Genomic DNA, 14,507 nt, shown 5'->3' on the forward strand with positions numbered 1-14,507 from the left:
CGCCCGCCGCTGGCTATCAGCCTCCGCTGGGCTGCCGGGCCGCTGGGTTTGGTGTCGGATGCGCGATGCCCTCTGCCCGGCGTGCGGGCAGGGGGCATCGGGCTAGTGCTTGTCCGTCAGCCGTTCGGCGTGGTGATGACCGAGAACACCGAGCCCTGGCCGGCGATTCGTGCGTTCAGGTCCTCCAGCACGGTGCTGATCGGCACGTAGTTGTTCAGCTCGCCCGCCTGGCAAGCGCCCGACCGGCTCTGCTGGCTGCCTTCGAGGATGCCCAGGGCCGTGTGGTCGACCTGGCTGAACAGGGGGCCGCCGCTGTCGCCGGGGCGGGCGCAGATGTCGGTGTTGATGCCGACGTCCGTGGACAGGACACGGCCGCAGCGCGTGCCCGCCAGGTAGCCCGCGCCCGCGCCGCTGTCATAGGAGTCGGGGTAGTTGACCGCGCTCGAACCCGAACCGGTCGCGCACACCACCCAGCCCGCCTTGACCTCCGCCAGGGTGTGGGTGCCGGTGATGTACTCGTCCACCGACGTGGCCTGCTGGCCGCACGGGGTGTCGGCGTTGCTGTCCATGCCGCCGTTGCGGCAGTACTTCAGCACGCGGTTGCGGTTGGTGTGGTTCTCCAGCCACGTGTTCGCCGTGGCCTGGTCGACGTACGGCAGGGCCGCGTAGTCGTACGGGTACGAGTTCTTCTCGATGCCGTGCTGCTGGAGCACCGAGCTGCCGTTGTGCTGGGTCGGCACGTTGTTGGTCTTGGTGGCCATGCAGTGGCCCGCGGTCAGCACCCACGGCTTGCCCGGGAAGCCGCCGCCGGTCGAACGCAGGTTGAACCCGGCCGTGCACCCGCCCCAGGTCCCGTTGTCGCGCTTCATGTCCAGGCGCAGGCCGCCGCGCATCGGGCCGTAGCCGGTGCAGTAGAGCGGGTGGCAGAAGCCCCAGTTCACGTTCGGGGTGGCCATCGGTTCCGGCTTGACCAGCGTGCGCTGGACGACCAGGTCGGCGGGCTCGGCGGCGATCGCCGAGCGGGCGTGCTCGGACTCGGCGGTCACGTCGGCGGCGCGTCGGGTGCGCTTCTCCGCGGCGACCCAGCCGCGTTCCCACACCACGACCCGGTTCTCCGACTCGCTCACCGCCGGCAGGTGCACGGCCTGCGGACCGGCGCCGACCCGGGCGGCGACGCGGTCGCGGGCCGCGTTCAGGTCGGCCAGCGAGTACCGGACGGCCTGGGTGCGGATGTTCGCGCGGTCGGGCAGCGTCTTGAGGTAGCGGTCGGCGTCGGCGGGCTCGGTCATCGCCACCACCAGGACACCGCCGGCGTTGTGGTCCAGCCACATGCCGCCGTAGGTGCCCTGCGTGCGCAGGACCTGGTCGAGCCGGGTGGCGTCGTCCTGGAGTTGCAGGCGGCGCAACGCCTCCCGCTCGGACACGCCGTAAGTCTTGACGAGGTACCGCACGGACTCCGTGACCGCGTTCGGGTCCAAGGTCCGGTGCAGCTGCGGCTCGGCGGCGGCACCTGACGGTGCGACCACCGCGACAGCCGCTGCGACGGCGAGTGAGGCGACCAAGGCCCCCACGCGTCGTGATCTACCCACGACATCTCCTCACGTTTACGGGCAACGGGCTCATTGAACAGGCCGGCGACTTCTCACGGGCGGGAATGGTGAGAAGATCGGCAACTTGGGCCAGCCGGCCAACCTGGGGCGTCGCCCGAACGTCAACCGGTGATGATCTCGTGGGGCAAGTAGGGCTCCTGCGCGGTGATGCCCAGCGCCGAGACGGCCTGCACCACCGCCACGGCCGCCGTCGCGGTGGGCAGGTCGTCCAGTGGCGAAGGCGCGGTGATCCGGCGCAACAGGGAAGCCCCGGGTTCCGGGCAGCCTTCGGCCGCCTGCGTGACCACCTCCGGCGCGTCGCCGAAGACCCGGACCGCCCGCGACCACCACGCGGCGGCCTCGGCGTGCAGGGCCGGTTCGTCGCGGGGGTCCTTGCTGCGCAGGGCCGGCAGGTCCGCCGCGACCTCGCCCGCCACGGCCGGGTCCAGGCTGGCCGCCGCCGCGAGGACCCGCAGTCGCAGAGTGTGCTCGGCCCGGCCGCCGTCGGGCAGGTCGGCCACGATGGACGCCAGCTCCGCCGGGAACGCCAGCAGCTCCCGCGCCACCCGTGCCGCGTCCTCCCCGCCGCCCGCCATCGCGGTGACCAGGTCGAGGAACGCGCTGGTCTGCGCCTGCCGCTCGCGGTTGGGCACGCCCCGGGCCGGCAGCAGGCGCTCGATCGCCGCGTACAGGTCGTCCAGGGCGTCATCCTCCTCGGCGTCGACCGCCCGCAACGCCGAGCGCACGGTGTGGGCGGCCGGCACGGCGTGGTCGGGCAGCGCGGCCCTGTCCAGGGCGGCCGAGCCCAGGGACGTCAGGGCGTGGAAGCCCAGGTGCTGCAACGGCTCCGTGGAGATCATCAGGTCGTTGTGCGCAGCGGTGATGCGGTCGGCGGCCAGCAGGTCCGGGTGCAGCAGCGCCAGGCGCAGCAGCAGGTGGGCCTGCGTCGCCCCGTACAGCAGCGCCTCGGCCTCCTCCTCCGCCTCGGCGGTCTCCTCGGCGTCGCGGTCGGCGAAGTGGTCCACGACGGCGGCCACGTCGTCGCTGTCCAGGTCCGCGAGCCACACCCACGGCGACTCGGCGCTTGCCAGCCCGTCGCGGCCCATCGTCGCCAGGCATCGCAGACCTGCCCACAACAACGCCCGCAGTCGCGCGCGTCGCCGTTCCTCGGCGAGGTCGGGGTCGGCGTCGGGGTCCACGCGGTTCCACTGGAGGTCGTGGTCGGCGGCGAACTCCTCCAGCAGCAGGTGCCCGCGCAGCCCGTCCTGGTCGACCCCGGTGGCCGGGTGGTCGTGGTCGGCGCGCACGGCGTCCAGCAGGGCCTGGGCCAGCGCGGTGTCCCCGCCGCCGCGCCCCACCAGCGGGTGTCGCACCCCTTCCGCCCGGCACGCCGCCACCAGCAGGCCGCCCAGCGCGGCGACCAGTTCGCGGTCCCACGGGTGCTCGACCGCCCCGGTGACCAGGTCGGCCGCGTCCACCCGCCACGCCCGGCGGCCGGCGGGGTCGTTGACGTCGGCCGCCGCCGCGGCGAGCAGGTACTGGGCGGCGGGTTCCTGGAGTTCGCGGGGCAGGTGCTCGGCGACGGGGAAGCGGGGGCGGTCGTCCTCCACCGAGGGCAGCCACACGTCCGGTTCCAGTGGCGCGTCGACCTTCGCGCCGCTGATCGACTCCAGCCGCCACCCGAACAGCTCCGGCGTGCCGGACAGGTACCGGGCCAGGCCGAGGCCGACCGCCAGCGCCGCCGGCAGGTCCGCCGAACCCACGGCCAACCCGACCCGCGCGCCCTCCGGGTAGGTCAGCACCCGCACGTCCAGCAGCGCGACCGGCTCCTCCGCGGTGAAGTCCTCGTCGTCGTCCGGGTCGAGCACGGGGCCCTCGACGGAACCGCCCGCCTCGATCAACTCCAGGATCAGCGCGGGCCGCTGGGCGTGGACGAGGTCGTCGGACCCCGGTGGATCGGGGTCGGACAGCTCGATCCACACTGCGTACGGCACTTCGGCTCCTGTGGTCCCGGGCTGGTCGGTGCGATTCAGGAGGCTATCGGCGTGCCCGACGACCGGTCGGGACGGACTGGCCGTCAACAGTCCACACACCCGCTGCGGTGTATTGCCCGTCGACCGGCCGAAGTCCCGGGAGTGCATTCGTCAACTCGCCGGACTAATGACGTGTGCCGGTCTCAAAGAGCAGTGGTCTGGAACAATGGAGCGATGGAGAGTGCCCCGACCGTCGACGCCGCCTCGCCCGCGGCCCTGCTGCGCCTGCTGATGGACGGCAGGCCGCGCACGCGCGCGGACATCGTGGCCGAGACCGGCCTGGCCCGCTCGACCGTCCGCGCCCGCCTGGACCTGCTGATGGCCGCCGGCCTGGTCAGCGACATCGGCGACGACGTGTCCACCGGCGGCCGGCCCGCCAGCCGGTTCGCCTTCCACGCGGGCGCCCGGCAGGTGCTGGCCGCCGACGTCGGCGCCACCCACGCCACGGTCGCCGTCGCCGACCTGGGGTGCCGGCTGCTGGCCGTCGAGCAGATCGAGCTCGACATCGCCGACGGCCCGACGGTCATCCTGCCGCTGCTGGTCAAGGCCTGGCGCGAACTGCTGCCCGAGGGCGGCGTGCCGGTCGCGGGCGTGGGCATCGGCCTGCCCGGCCCGGTCGAGCACTCCACCGGCAGACCGAACAACCCGCCGATAATGCCCGGCTGGGACGGCTTCGACGTGCCGGGCCTGGTCGCCGCCGAGCTGGGCGTGCCGGTGCTGGTGGACAACGAGGTCAACCTGATGGCCCTCGGCGAGCACACCACCGCCTTCCCCGAGGCCGAGCACATGATCGTGGTCAAGGTCGCCACCGGCATCGGGTCGGGCCTGATCAGCAACGGCGTGCTGCACCGCGGCGCGGTCGGCGCGGCCGGCGACCTCGGGCACATCCAGGCGCCGCACGGCGGGGACGTGCTGTGCCGGTGCGGCAACACCGGGTGCCTGGAGGCCGTGGCCAGCGGCCCGGCGATGGCGGCCAAGCTGCGCGAGCAGGGCGTGGACGCGACGACGACGGCCGACGTGGTGCGGCTGGTGCGCGCGGGCAGCCTGGAGGCCGGGCAGGTGGTCCGGCAGGCCGGCCGGGACATCGGCGAGGTGCTGGCGGCGTGCGTGAGCATGTTCAACCCGTCGCTGGTCGTGGTGGGCGGGCTGGTCGCCCAGGCGGGGGAGATGCTGCTGGCCGGCGTGCGCGAGTCGGTCTACCGTCGTTCCCTGCCCCTGGCCACGGAGAACCTGCGGATCGTGGCGTCAAAGGCCGGCCCGGAGGCCGGTGTGCTCGGCGCGGCGGCGATGGTCGCCAAGCACGCGCTGTCGCCGGAAGTCTTGGATGTCCAGTTGGTGAGCTGAAGCGGTTGCGCTGAACCCCAGCACGTGGCTTTTGGCGAGAAGTAGACATAAGTAGGTACTGGGAGCGCTCCTTTTGTATTGACCAGGCCATATGACCTGGCTTACGTTCACCCACATGTGGGACATCGGCGTCAACACGTGGGTATGGACCTCCCCGCTGACCGACGAGCGGCTGGCCGAGCTGGCCCCGTGGGTGCGGGAACAGGGCTTCGACGTCATCGAGCTGCCCGTCGAGCAGCCCGGTGACTGGGACCCGCACCGCGCGGCGGACCTGCTGGCGGAGCTGGGCCTGAAGGCGACCGTCTGCCTGGTCATGCCGCCCGGCCGCGAGCTGGTGGACGCCGACACCATCGCCGAGACGCAGGACTACCTGCGGCACGTGGTGGACGTCGCCGCGATCGTCGGCAGTCCCGTGGCGGCCGGCCCCGCGTACAGCTCGGTCGGTCGGACCTGGCGCATCGACGACCGCGCCAAGCTCTACGCGCAGCTGCGCGAGAACCTCGCCCCGGTGGTCGAGCACGCGGCCTCGAAGGCGGTGAAGATCGGCGTCGAGCCGTTGAACCGCTACGAGACCAGCCTGATCAACACCGTCGAGCAGGCGCTGGAAGCGCTGGCCGGCCTGCCCGAGGAGGGCTGCGGCCTGGCGCTGGACGTCTACCACCTCAACATCGAGGAAACCTCCCCGGTCACGGCGATCCTCGCCGCGGGCGAGCGCACCGCGCACATCCAGGTGTGCGCCAACGACCGCGGCACGCCCGGCCGCGACCACCACGACTGGCCCGGCATCCTGCGCGCCCTCGTCGAGACCGGCTACCGCGGCCCGCTGTGCATCGAGTCGTTCACGCCGGACAACGCCACCATCGCCACCGCCGCCTCCATCTGGAGGCCGCTCGCCGAGTCGCCGAACGCCCTCGCCGCCGACGGCCTGGCCTTCCTGCGCGGCGCCACCGCCGCCTTCACCCGCTGACCACCCGGCGCGGCGTTCGCGCCGCGCCGGCTCGACAACCGCCAAGTTCGACCTGCCCCGAAGGAGTGGCAATGCACCGCACACTCAGGCGACTACTCACAGTAGTCGCGCCGTTGCTTATGGTAGCGGGGGTGATCACCCCGACCGCGTCCGCCCACCCCGAGGGCCTGCACGTCCTGCTGTTCAGCAAGACCGCCGCCGGCGCGTACCGCCACGACTCGATCCCGGCCGGCATCGCGATGTTCGAGCAGCTCGCGTCCGAGCGGCAGTGGGAGATGACCAAGAGCGAGGACTCGTCGGTCTTCAACGACGCCACGCTCGCCACCTACGACGTCATCGTGATGCTCCAGACCTCCGGCATGGTCTGGGACAACGACGCGCAGCGCGCGGCCATGCAGACCTACGTGCGCAACGGCGGCGGTGTGGTCGCGATCCACAACGCCACGGACATGAACATCGAGGCGCAGTTCCCGTGGTGGGACCAGTTCCTCGGCATGACCATGACCGCGCACTCGGCGATCGTCCAGGGCACGGCGAAGGTGGCGGACAAGAAGCACCCGTCCGGCGCGGGCCTGCCGGACCGGTGGGTGCGCACGGAGGAGTGGTACAACTTCAACCGCTCCGCGCGCGGTGACGTGCACGTCCTGGTGACCGCGGACGAGACCACGTACAACGCGGGCGGCTCGGCGATGGGCCACGACCACCCGATCTCGTGGTGCCGCAACTACGAGGGCGGCCGGTTGTGGGCCACCGGCATGGGCCACCAGTCCTCCAGCTACTCCGAGCCGCTGTTCAAGTCGCACATCGCCGGCGGCGTGGAGACCGCGGGCGGCAAGGTCGCCGCGGACTGCGGCCCGACCGTGTGGAGCAGCTTCGAGAAGGTCGCGCTGGACGAGACCACGATCGCGCCTGGCGCGGTGGACGTGGCCCCGGACGGGCGCGCGTTCTTCACCGAGTACGGCGGCAAGCTCAAGATCTACAAGCCGGACACCCGCACCACGGTGACCGCCGCGACCCTGAACGTCTACGGCGGTGGACAGATCTCCGAGGACGGCCTGACCGGCATCGCGCTGGACCCGAACTTCGCCACGAACAAGTGGGTCTACCTGGCGTACTCGCCGGGCACGACGACCGAGCAGATCGGCCGGGTCTCGCGGTTCACCATGAACGGCGACACCCTCGACACCGCCAGCGAGAAGGTCCTGCTGACCTACCCGATGTGGCGGGAGAACGAGCCCGGCCACACCGGCGGCTACCTCGCCTTCGGTCCGGGCGGCAACCTCTACGTCGGCGTCGGCGACGACGTGAACCCGTTCGCCTCGGACGGCTACGCGCCGATCGACGAGCGCTCCGGTCGCAAGTGGTGGGACGCGCAGGGCACTGCCGCCAACACCAACGACCTGCGCGGCAAGATCCTCCGCATCCACCCGGAGACGGACGGCACGTACACCATCCCGTCGGGCAACATGTTCGCCCCCGGCACGGCCAAGACCCGGCCCGAGATCTACGCGATGGGCTTCCGCAACCCGTTCCGGTTCAGCGTCCACCCGACCACGGGCGCGATCTACGTGGCCGACTACGGCCCGGACGCGGGCGCGGACAACGCCAACCGCGGCCCGGGTGGCCTGGTGGAGTGGAACATCGTCAAGTCGCCGGGCAACTACGGCTGGCCCTACTGCGTCGGCAACAACACCCCTTACAACGACTACGACTTCGCCACCAGCACCTCGGGCGCGAAGTTCAACTGCTCCGCCCCCACCAACACCTCTCCCAACAACACCGGCCTGACCACGCTCCCCGCGGCGCGGGCGGCTGACGTCTGGTACGGCAACAGCGCGACCGAGGGCAACAAGTTCCCGGAGCTGGGCAGCGGCGGCGAAGCGCCGATGGCGTTCCCGATCTACCAGTACAACGCCAACAACCCGTCGCAGACGAAGTTCCCCGCCTACTACGACCAGGTGCCGTTCATGGGCGAGTGGGCCCGCAACCGGATGTGGGAGTTCCGCACGGACTCCGGCGGGAACCTGCTGAAGATCAACGACTTCATGGCCGGCACGTCGTTCTCCTCGCCGATGGACATGAAGTTCGGCCCGGACGGCTCGATGTACCTGCTGACGTGGGGCCAGGGCTGGGACGACAACGTCCACCTGCCCGGGGCCGGGCTGTTCCGGATCGACTACAACGCCGGTGAGCGCAGCCCGATCGCCCAGGCCGCGGCGAACCCGTCCTCGGGCGGGACGCCGTTGACGGTGGCGTTCTCCAGCGCGGGTTCCCGCGACCCGGAGGGCGGCGCGCTGACCTACCGGTGGACGTTCGGCGACGGCGGCACCTCGACCTCCGCCAACCCCTCGCACACCTACACCGCGCGGGGCACGTTCAACGTGCAGCTGACCGTGACCGACCCGACCGGCAAGACCGGCACGGCGAACCTCACGGTGACCTCCGGCAACACCGCGCCCACCGTGCGGTTCAACGGCCCGGCCGACGGCGGCATGTTCGAGTGGGGCGACAACCTGCCCTACTCGTTGACCGTCACCGACCCGGAGGACGGCACGATCGACTGCGCCCGCGTGGTCACGCAGGGCAACATCGGCCACGACTCGCACAAGCACCCGCTGGGCAGCCCGATCAACGGGTGTTCGGGGAGCGTGGCGGCGGTGGCGGACACCGAGCACCAGAACGGCAACGCGCACATCATCATCTCGTCGGAGTACGCCGACAAGGGTGCGACCGGTCTGCCGTCGCTCAAGGGCGGCGCGAACGTGGTGTTGCAGCCCAAGCGCAAGCAGGCGGAGTTCTTCACCGGGTCCAGCGGTGTGCGGGTGGTGTCGCAGTCCGGCGCCGAGTCGGGCGCGCGGATCGGCGACATCTCCAACAACGACTGGATCTCGTTCAAGCCGGTGAACTTCACCGGGATCGACCAGGTGTCGTTCAAGGTGTCCTCGCCCAACGGCGGCGGCTCGATCGAGCTGCGCGCCGGGTCGCCCACCGGCACGCTGATCGCCTCGGCCCCGGTGACCTCCACCGGCGGGTGGGACAACTACGTCAGCCTGCCCGCGGTGAACGTGACCCGGCCGACCGGGACGGTGGAGTTGTTCGTGGTGTTCAAGACGTCGTCGAACAACAACTTCGACCTCGACTCGATCACCTACGTCGGGCCGGGTGTCGGCACCGGCGGCGGCGCGGTGGCCAAGCAGATCGTCGGCGTGCAGAGCAACAAGTGCGTGGACGTGAACAACGGCGCCACCGCGGACGGCACGAAGGTCCAGCTGTGGACGTGCAACGGCACCAACTCGCAGAAGTGGACGCAGGTCGGGTCGACGTTCCAGGCGTTGGGCAAGTGCCTGGACGTGAACGCGGCCAGCCAGACCGACGGTGCTCTCGTGCAGCTGTGGACGTGCAACGGGACGTCGGCGCAGAACTGGTCCGCGCAGTCGGACGGGACCCTGCGCAACGGCACCAAGTGCCTGGACGCGACCGGCAGCGGGACGGCCGACGGGACGCAGCTGATCATCTGGACGTGCCACGGCGGCACGAACCAGAAGTGGACGCTGAACTAGCGGCCACGGCGTGAAGAACGCCCCGGTGCTCAACGTCGAGCACCGGGGCTCTTCGGCGTGCTCAGCAGGTGCGGCGGACGATCAGGTGGGCCAGTGCGGTCAGTTCGGCGGCGGCGCGGGGAGTCGGGTCGGTGGCGGCGAGGTGGTCGAGCGCCTCGGCCAACAGGCGGGACGCCTCGGCTTCGCTCCACGCCCGCCCACCGGCTTGCTCGACCAGGGCGGCCATGCGCACGGGGTCGGCGTCGTCACTGCGGTACAAGTCCGCCAGCTCGTCTCCCGCGGGGGTGCCAGACCTGAGAGCCGCGACTACGGGCAGGGACTTCTTGCGGCGCACCAGATCACCGTGCGCGGGCTTGCCGGTGGTGGACGGGTCGCCCCAGATGCCCAGCAGGTCGTCCACGTGCTGGTAGGCCACGCCCAGCAACTTCCCGAAGGCCCGCAGGTGCCCCACGACCTCCGTCGACGCCCCGCCGAACACCCCGCCCAACGCGCAGGCCGCCGCCAGCAGGGGAGCGGTCTTGTGCTCGACCATCGTCACGCACTCCGCCAGGTCCACGTCATCGCGCGTCTCGAAGGACAGGTCGGCCTGTTCGCCCTCCACCAGCGACAGCACGGCCGCGCACAGGTCGTCGGCCGTCGTCGGGACGGCGGACCTCGCCAGAACCCCGGAGGCCAGCGCCAGCAACGCGTCACCGGTCAGGATGGCCGCCGCCGTGCCGAACACGGCCCACGCGGTCGGACGGTGGCGTCGGGTGGTGTCCTGGTCCAGCACGTCGTCGTGCAGCAGGGAGAAGTTGTGCGCCAACTCCACGGCCACGGCGGCGGGCAGCGCCGACCCCGCCGGCGCGCCGCGGGACTCCGCCGCCAGCAACGCCAGGGCCGGGCGGACGGACTTGCCCGACGACGCCCGCGCGGGGCGACCCTGTGGGTCCCACCAGCCCAGGTGGTAGCCGGCGACCCGGCGGACCGAGGCCGGGAGTCCCTGCACCGCGACCAGCAGCGACGGTCGCACCAGGTCGCGGCTCCACGCGAGCACGTCCTGCGCGGTGCGCGCGCCGGTGACGGGTGTGGCCATCGCAGCCTCCGGGGCGGGTTCAGGTGAGTTGTCTGTCCACCACGACCGGGGACAGGGCGTGCTGCACCACCATGACCGCCGCGCCGAGCACGCCCGCGTCCTCGCCCGCCTGCGACGGCACGATCCGCAGGTTCCCGGTCGCCAGCGGCAGGGAACGGCGGTAGATCGACTCGCGCACACCGGCCAGCAGCATCTCGCCGGCCGCCGCCAGGGCGCCGCCGATGACGATCAGCGACGGGTTGAACATGCTCACGCAGCCCGCCAGCACGTCCCCGATGTCGCGCCCGGCCTGCCGCACGGCGTGGCTGGCCTCCAGGTTGCCCGACCGCACCAACGCCACCACGTCGGAGTTGCTGTGCGCCTCGACCCCCTTGGCGCGCAACGCCGCCGCGATCGCCGGGCCGCCCGCGACGGCCTCCAGGCACCCGGTGTTGCCGCAGTGGCAAGGAGTGTCGCCGCCGTGCGGCGCGAGCACGTGCCCCAGGTCGCCCGCGGCGCCGACCGCGCCCCGGTGCAGGACACCGTTGCTGATGAACCCGGACCCGATGCCGGTGGCGACCTTCACCACGATCATGTGGTCGGCGTCCGGGAACGACCGGGCGTGCTCGCCCAGGGCCATCAGGTTGACCTCGTTGTCCACCAGCACGGGCACGCCGAACTCGGCGAAGACCTGCGCCGGCACGTCGAAACCGTCCCACCCGGGCATGATCGGCGGGTGGTTGGGCCGTCCCGACGAGTGCTCGACCGGACCCGGCAACCCGATCCCCACGCCCGCCAGCGGCACGGCGGGCGCGTCGGCCAGCAGCTCGCGCCACGTCTCCACCAGGCGGGACATCACCACGTCCGGCCCGTCCGCGATCGCGATGCGCAACGGCCGCCGCGCGAGCACCACCCCGTTGAGGTCGGTGACGGCGACGGTCGCGTGGGTCGCGCCCAGGTCGGCCGCCAGCACCGCGCGGGAGCGGGCGTTGAACGCGAACCGGCCCGCCGGTCGGCCGCCGGTGGACACCCCACCCGGCCGGTCGCTGACCAGACCGGCGTCCAGCAGGGCGTCCAGGCGGGCGCGGACGGTCGAGCGGGCCAGCCCGGTCTCGGCGGTCAGCTCGGCGCGGGTGCGGGGTGTTCCGTCGAGCAGAAGGCCCAGGAGTTGGCCCGGAGAGCCCGCCGCCGACGTCGTGAAGTGGTCGTACACCTCGGTAAGTGAACCACAACAACGGAAGTGTTCAACCAAGTTGCCCTAAGCGACGTAACTTTGTCGGCACGCGGCAGACTTTTGGTTGACACTCGCCAATAGTGGTTTTAGGGTTCGCCGCATGACTGTGACCCACGGAACACTGGCGGCCGGCGACGGCCACGTCGGTGCCCGCACGCTGCGGACGGCCGTGGTCGGCGCCGGGTTCATGGGCCGGGTGCACGCCGAGTCGGCGCGCCGCGCGGGCGGTCGGGTGGTCGCCGTGACGGCGAGCAACCCGGTCGGCGCGGACGCCGCCGCCGCGGCCGTGGGCGCCGACCGTGGCTACCCCGACCTGACCGCGCTGCTCTCCGACGCGCAGGTCGACGTGCTGCACGTGTGCGCGCCCAACAGCGCCCACGCCGGCATCGCCGAGGCCGCGCTGGCCGCCGGTGTCCACGTGATCTGCGAGAAGCCCCTGGCCACCTCCGTCGCCGACGCCACCGCGCTGCTCGCCGCCTCCCGCGGCCGGATCGCCACCGTCCCGTTCGTCTACCGGTTCCACCCGATGGTCCGCGAGATGCGGGCGCGGCTCAAGACCGGCGAGGCGGGCATCGTCTCCTCGGTCAGCGGCAGCTACCTCCAGGACTGGCTGGCGGGCTCCTCCGACCACGACTGGCGGGTCGACCCGGCGCTGGGCGGGCCGTCGCGGGCCTTCGCCGACATCGGCTCGCACTGGTGCGACCTGGTGGAGTTCGCCACCGGCGACCGCATCGCCCGGCTGTCCGCCCAGACCGTCGTGGTGCACGAGCGCAGCGGCACCGCCACCGAGGACATCGCGACCGTCCAGTTCACCACCGCGCGGGGCGTGGTCGGCATCCTCGTGGTCTCGCAGGTCGCCGCCGGCCGCAAGAACCGGCTGCACCTGGAGGTCTCCGGCACCGAGGCCAGCTTCGGCTTCGACCAGGAGGACCCGGAACGGCTGTGGGTGGGCCGCCGCGCGGGCAGCACCGTGCTGATGCGCGACCCCGGCACGCTGTCGCCGGGCGCGGCCCGCTACGCCCGCCTGCCCGCCGGGCACGCGCAGGGCTACCAGGACTGCTTCGACGCCTTCGTCGCCGACACCTACCGCGCGGTGCTGGGCGAGGAACCCGCCGACGGCCTGCCGACCTTCGCCGACGGCCTGCGCGCGGTGCGCATCACCGACGCCGTGCTGCGGTCCGCGGCGGCGGGCGGGGCGTGGACGGAGGTGCCGGCGTGAGCGACACCCCGGTCCGGCTGGAGGGCATCACCAAGAGCTTCCTCGGTGTGCAGGTGCTGCGCGGTGTCGACCTCGAGCTGCGCGCGGGCGAGGTGCACGCGTTGATGGGGGAGAACGGGGCGGGCAAGTCCACGCTGCTCAAGGTGCTCGCGGGCGTCCACAAGCCCGACTCGGGGCGGGTCCTGCTGGACGGGCAGGAAGTCTCCTTCTCCGCGCCGCGCGACGCCCAGGCCGCCGGGATCGCGATCATCCACCAGGAGCTCAACCTCCTGCCGCACCGCACGGTCGCCGAGAACGTCTTCCTGGGCCGCGAACCGGTCCGGCGCGGGCAGGTCGACCGGCGCGCGATGGAGGCCGAGACCCGGCGGCTGCTGGAGTGGCTGGGCGAGGACGGCATCGACGCCGACGCCGAGGTGGTCCGGTTGTCCGTGGCGCAGCGGCAGGTGGTGGAGATCGTCAAGGCGCTGTCCACCGACGCCAAGGTTCTCGCGATGGACGAGCCGACCGCCGCCCTGGCCGACCACGAGGTCGAGCTGCTCTACGACCTGGTGAAGCGGCTGCGTGAGCGCGGCATGGCCATCCTCTATGTGTCGCACCGGATGCGTGAGGTGTTCGACCTCAGCCAGCGCATCACCGTGCTCAAGGACGGCGCGTTCGTGACGTGCGTCGAGACCGAGCACATCACCTCCGACCAGCTCGTCCGGCACATGGTGGGCCGCTCGCTGGACGCCCTCTACCCCGACCGCGAGTCGACGCCCGGCGAGGTCAGGCTCGCCCTGAAGAACGCCGGCAACCAACGGGTGCGCGACGTCAGCCTGGAGGTGCGGGCCGGCGAGATCGTGGGCCTGGCCGGTCTCCAGGGCTCGGGCCGCTCGGCGATCGCCCGCGCGGTGTGGGGCGTGCAGCCGTTCACCACCGGCACCCTCGAACTGGACGGCAAGCCGGTCCGCGTGGGCAGCCCGCGCACGGCCGTGCGCAAGGGCATCGGGTACGTCACCGAGGACCGCAAGGGCGAGGGCCTGGCGCTGCGGCAGTCGGTGCGGGACAACGCTTTGCTGGTCCGGCGGGCCGCCCTGCGGGGCAAGCCCGCGCGCAAGCACACCGACCTGGCCGACCTGCTCAAGTCGGTCAACGTCATCTCGCGCGGCCAGCACCAGGAGGTGCGCTACCTGTCCGGCGGCAACCAGCAGAAGGTCGTGCTGGGCAAGTGGCTCGCGGTCCGGCCGCGCGTGCTGGTGGTGGACGAGCCGACCCGCGGCATCGACGTCGGCGCCAAGCAGGCGGTGTACCGGCTGCTGCGCGACCTGGCCGCGGACGGCATGGCGATCCTGATGATCTCCTCGGAACTGCCCGAGCTGATCGGCATGAGCGACCGCATCCTCGTCATGCACGAGGGCGCGGTGGCGGGCGAACTGCCCGCGGGGGCGTCGGAGGAAGCGGTCATGGGGCTGGCCACCGGTCACGGGATCGGAGAAGTGGCGTGAGCGTCGTGGAACAGAAGGTCCCG

General features: G+C 72.1%; 9 protein-coding genes. 5 read left to right on the forward strand and 4 right to left on the reverse strand.

Going from position 1 to position 14,507, the window contains the following annotated elements:
* Nucleotides 1-116 precede the first annotated feature (116 nt).
* Together WBN91_RS12565 and WBN91_RS12570 are read right to left on the reverse strand one after the other, a co-directional pair.
* Complete coding sequence (locus tag WBN91_RS12565; protein ID WP_337723013.1) at nt 117-1,589, reverse strand: trypsin-like serine protease; 1,473 nt, start codon at nt 1,587-1,589, stop codon at nt 117-119.
* Between the two features lie 122 nt (nt 1,590-1,711).
* Nucleotides 1,712-3,583, reverse strand: a complete 1,872-nt coding sequence (locus tag WBN91_RS12570) for a hypothetical protein (protein ID WP_337723014.1) — start codon at nt 3,581-3,583, stop codon at nt 1,712-1,714.
* 213 nt (nt 3,584-3,796) lie between these two features.
* Here WBN91_RS12570 and WBN91_RS12575 point away from each other — a divergent pair, with 213 nt between their 5' ends.
* The 3 genes from WBN91_RS12575 (at nt 3,797) to WBN91_RS12585 (ending at nt 9,493) form a co-directional block, all read left to right on the forward strand.
* On the forward strand, nt 3,797-4,966 hold the full coding sequence (locus tag WBN91_RS12575) for an ROK family transcriptional regulator (protein WP_337723015.1): 1,170 nt from the start codon (nt 3,797-3,799) through the stop codon (nt 4,964-4,966).
* Between the two features lie 115 nt (nt 4,967-5,081).
* Complete coding sequence (locus WBN91_RS12580) at nt 5,082-5,933, forward strand: sugar phosphate isomerase/epimerase family protein (protein ID WP_337723016.1); 852 nt, start codon at nt 5,082-5,084, stop codon at nt 5,931-5,933.
* A gap of 131 nt (nt 5,934-6,064) precedes the next feature.
* On the forward strand, nt 6,065-9,493 hold the full coding sequence (locus tag WBN91_RS12585; RefSeq protein WP_337723017.1) for a ThuA domain-containing protein: 3,429 nt from the start codon (nt 6,065-6,067) through the stop codon (nt 9,491-9,493).
* Between the two features lie 61 nt (nt 9,494-9,554).
* On the opposite strand, the gene WBN91_RS12590 is transcribed toward WBN91_RS12585, so the two are convergent.
* A complete protein-coding gene (locus tag WBN91_RS12590) occupies nt 9,555-10,568 on the reverse strand; it encodes a polyprenyl synthetase family protein (protein ID WP_337723018.1) in 1,014 nt (337 codons plus the stop codon).
* 19 nt (nt 10,569-10,587) lie between these two features.
* Nucleotides 10,588-11,760: an ROK family protein gene (locus WBN91_RS12595; protein ID WP_337723019.1), complete on the reverse strand. Its 1,173-nt coding sequence runs from the start codon at nt 11,758-11,760 to the stop codon at nt 10,588-10,590.
* A 121-nt stretch (nt 11,761-11,881) separates the two neighbouring features.
* On the opposite strand from WBN91_RS12595, the gene WBN91_RS12600 reads away from it, so the two are divergent.
* Nucleotides 11,882-13,000 (forward strand): Gfo/Idh/MocA family protein, encoded by a 1,119-nt coding sequence (locus WBN91_RS12600; RefSeq protein WP_337723020.1) that lies wholly within the window; start codon nt 11,882-11,884, stop codon nt 12,998-13,000.
* Nucleotides 12,997-14,484 (forward strand): sugar ABC transporter ATP-binding protein, encoded by a 1,488-nt coding sequence (locus WBN91_RS12605; protein ID WP_337723021.1) that lies wholly within the window; start codon nt 12,997-12,999, stop codon nt 14,482-14,484. Before WBN91_RS12600 ends, WBN91_RS12605 begins: the two co-directional genes overlap by 4 nt.
* The last annotated feature ends 23 nt before the right edge of the window (nt 14,485-14,507 follow it).

The sequence above is a fragment of the Saccharothrix sp. CCNWYY140 genome, assembly GCF_037401995.1.
GTDB lineage: Bacteria > Actinomycetota > Actinomycetes > Mycobacteriales > Pseudonocardiaceae > Actinosynnema.

Bases quoted from the DNA above. Each gene is read 5' to 3' on its own strand.
- WBN91_RS12575 (WP_337723015.1), top strand. From the start codon at position 3,797: ATGGAGAGTGCCCCGACCGTCGACGCCGCCTCGCCCGCGGCCCTGCTG.
- WBN91_RS12580 (WP_337723016.1), top strand. From the start codon at position 5,082: ATGTGGGACATCGGCGTCAACACGTGGGTATGGACCTCCCCGCTGACC.
- WBN91_RS12590 (WP_337723018.1), bottom strand. From the start codon at position 10,568: ATGGCCACACCCGTCACCGGCGCGCGCACCGCGCAGGACGTGCTCGCG.
- WBN91_RS12600 (WP_337723020.1), top strand. From the start codon at position 11,882: ATGACTGTGACCCACGGAACACTGGCGGCCGGCGACGGCCACGTCGGT.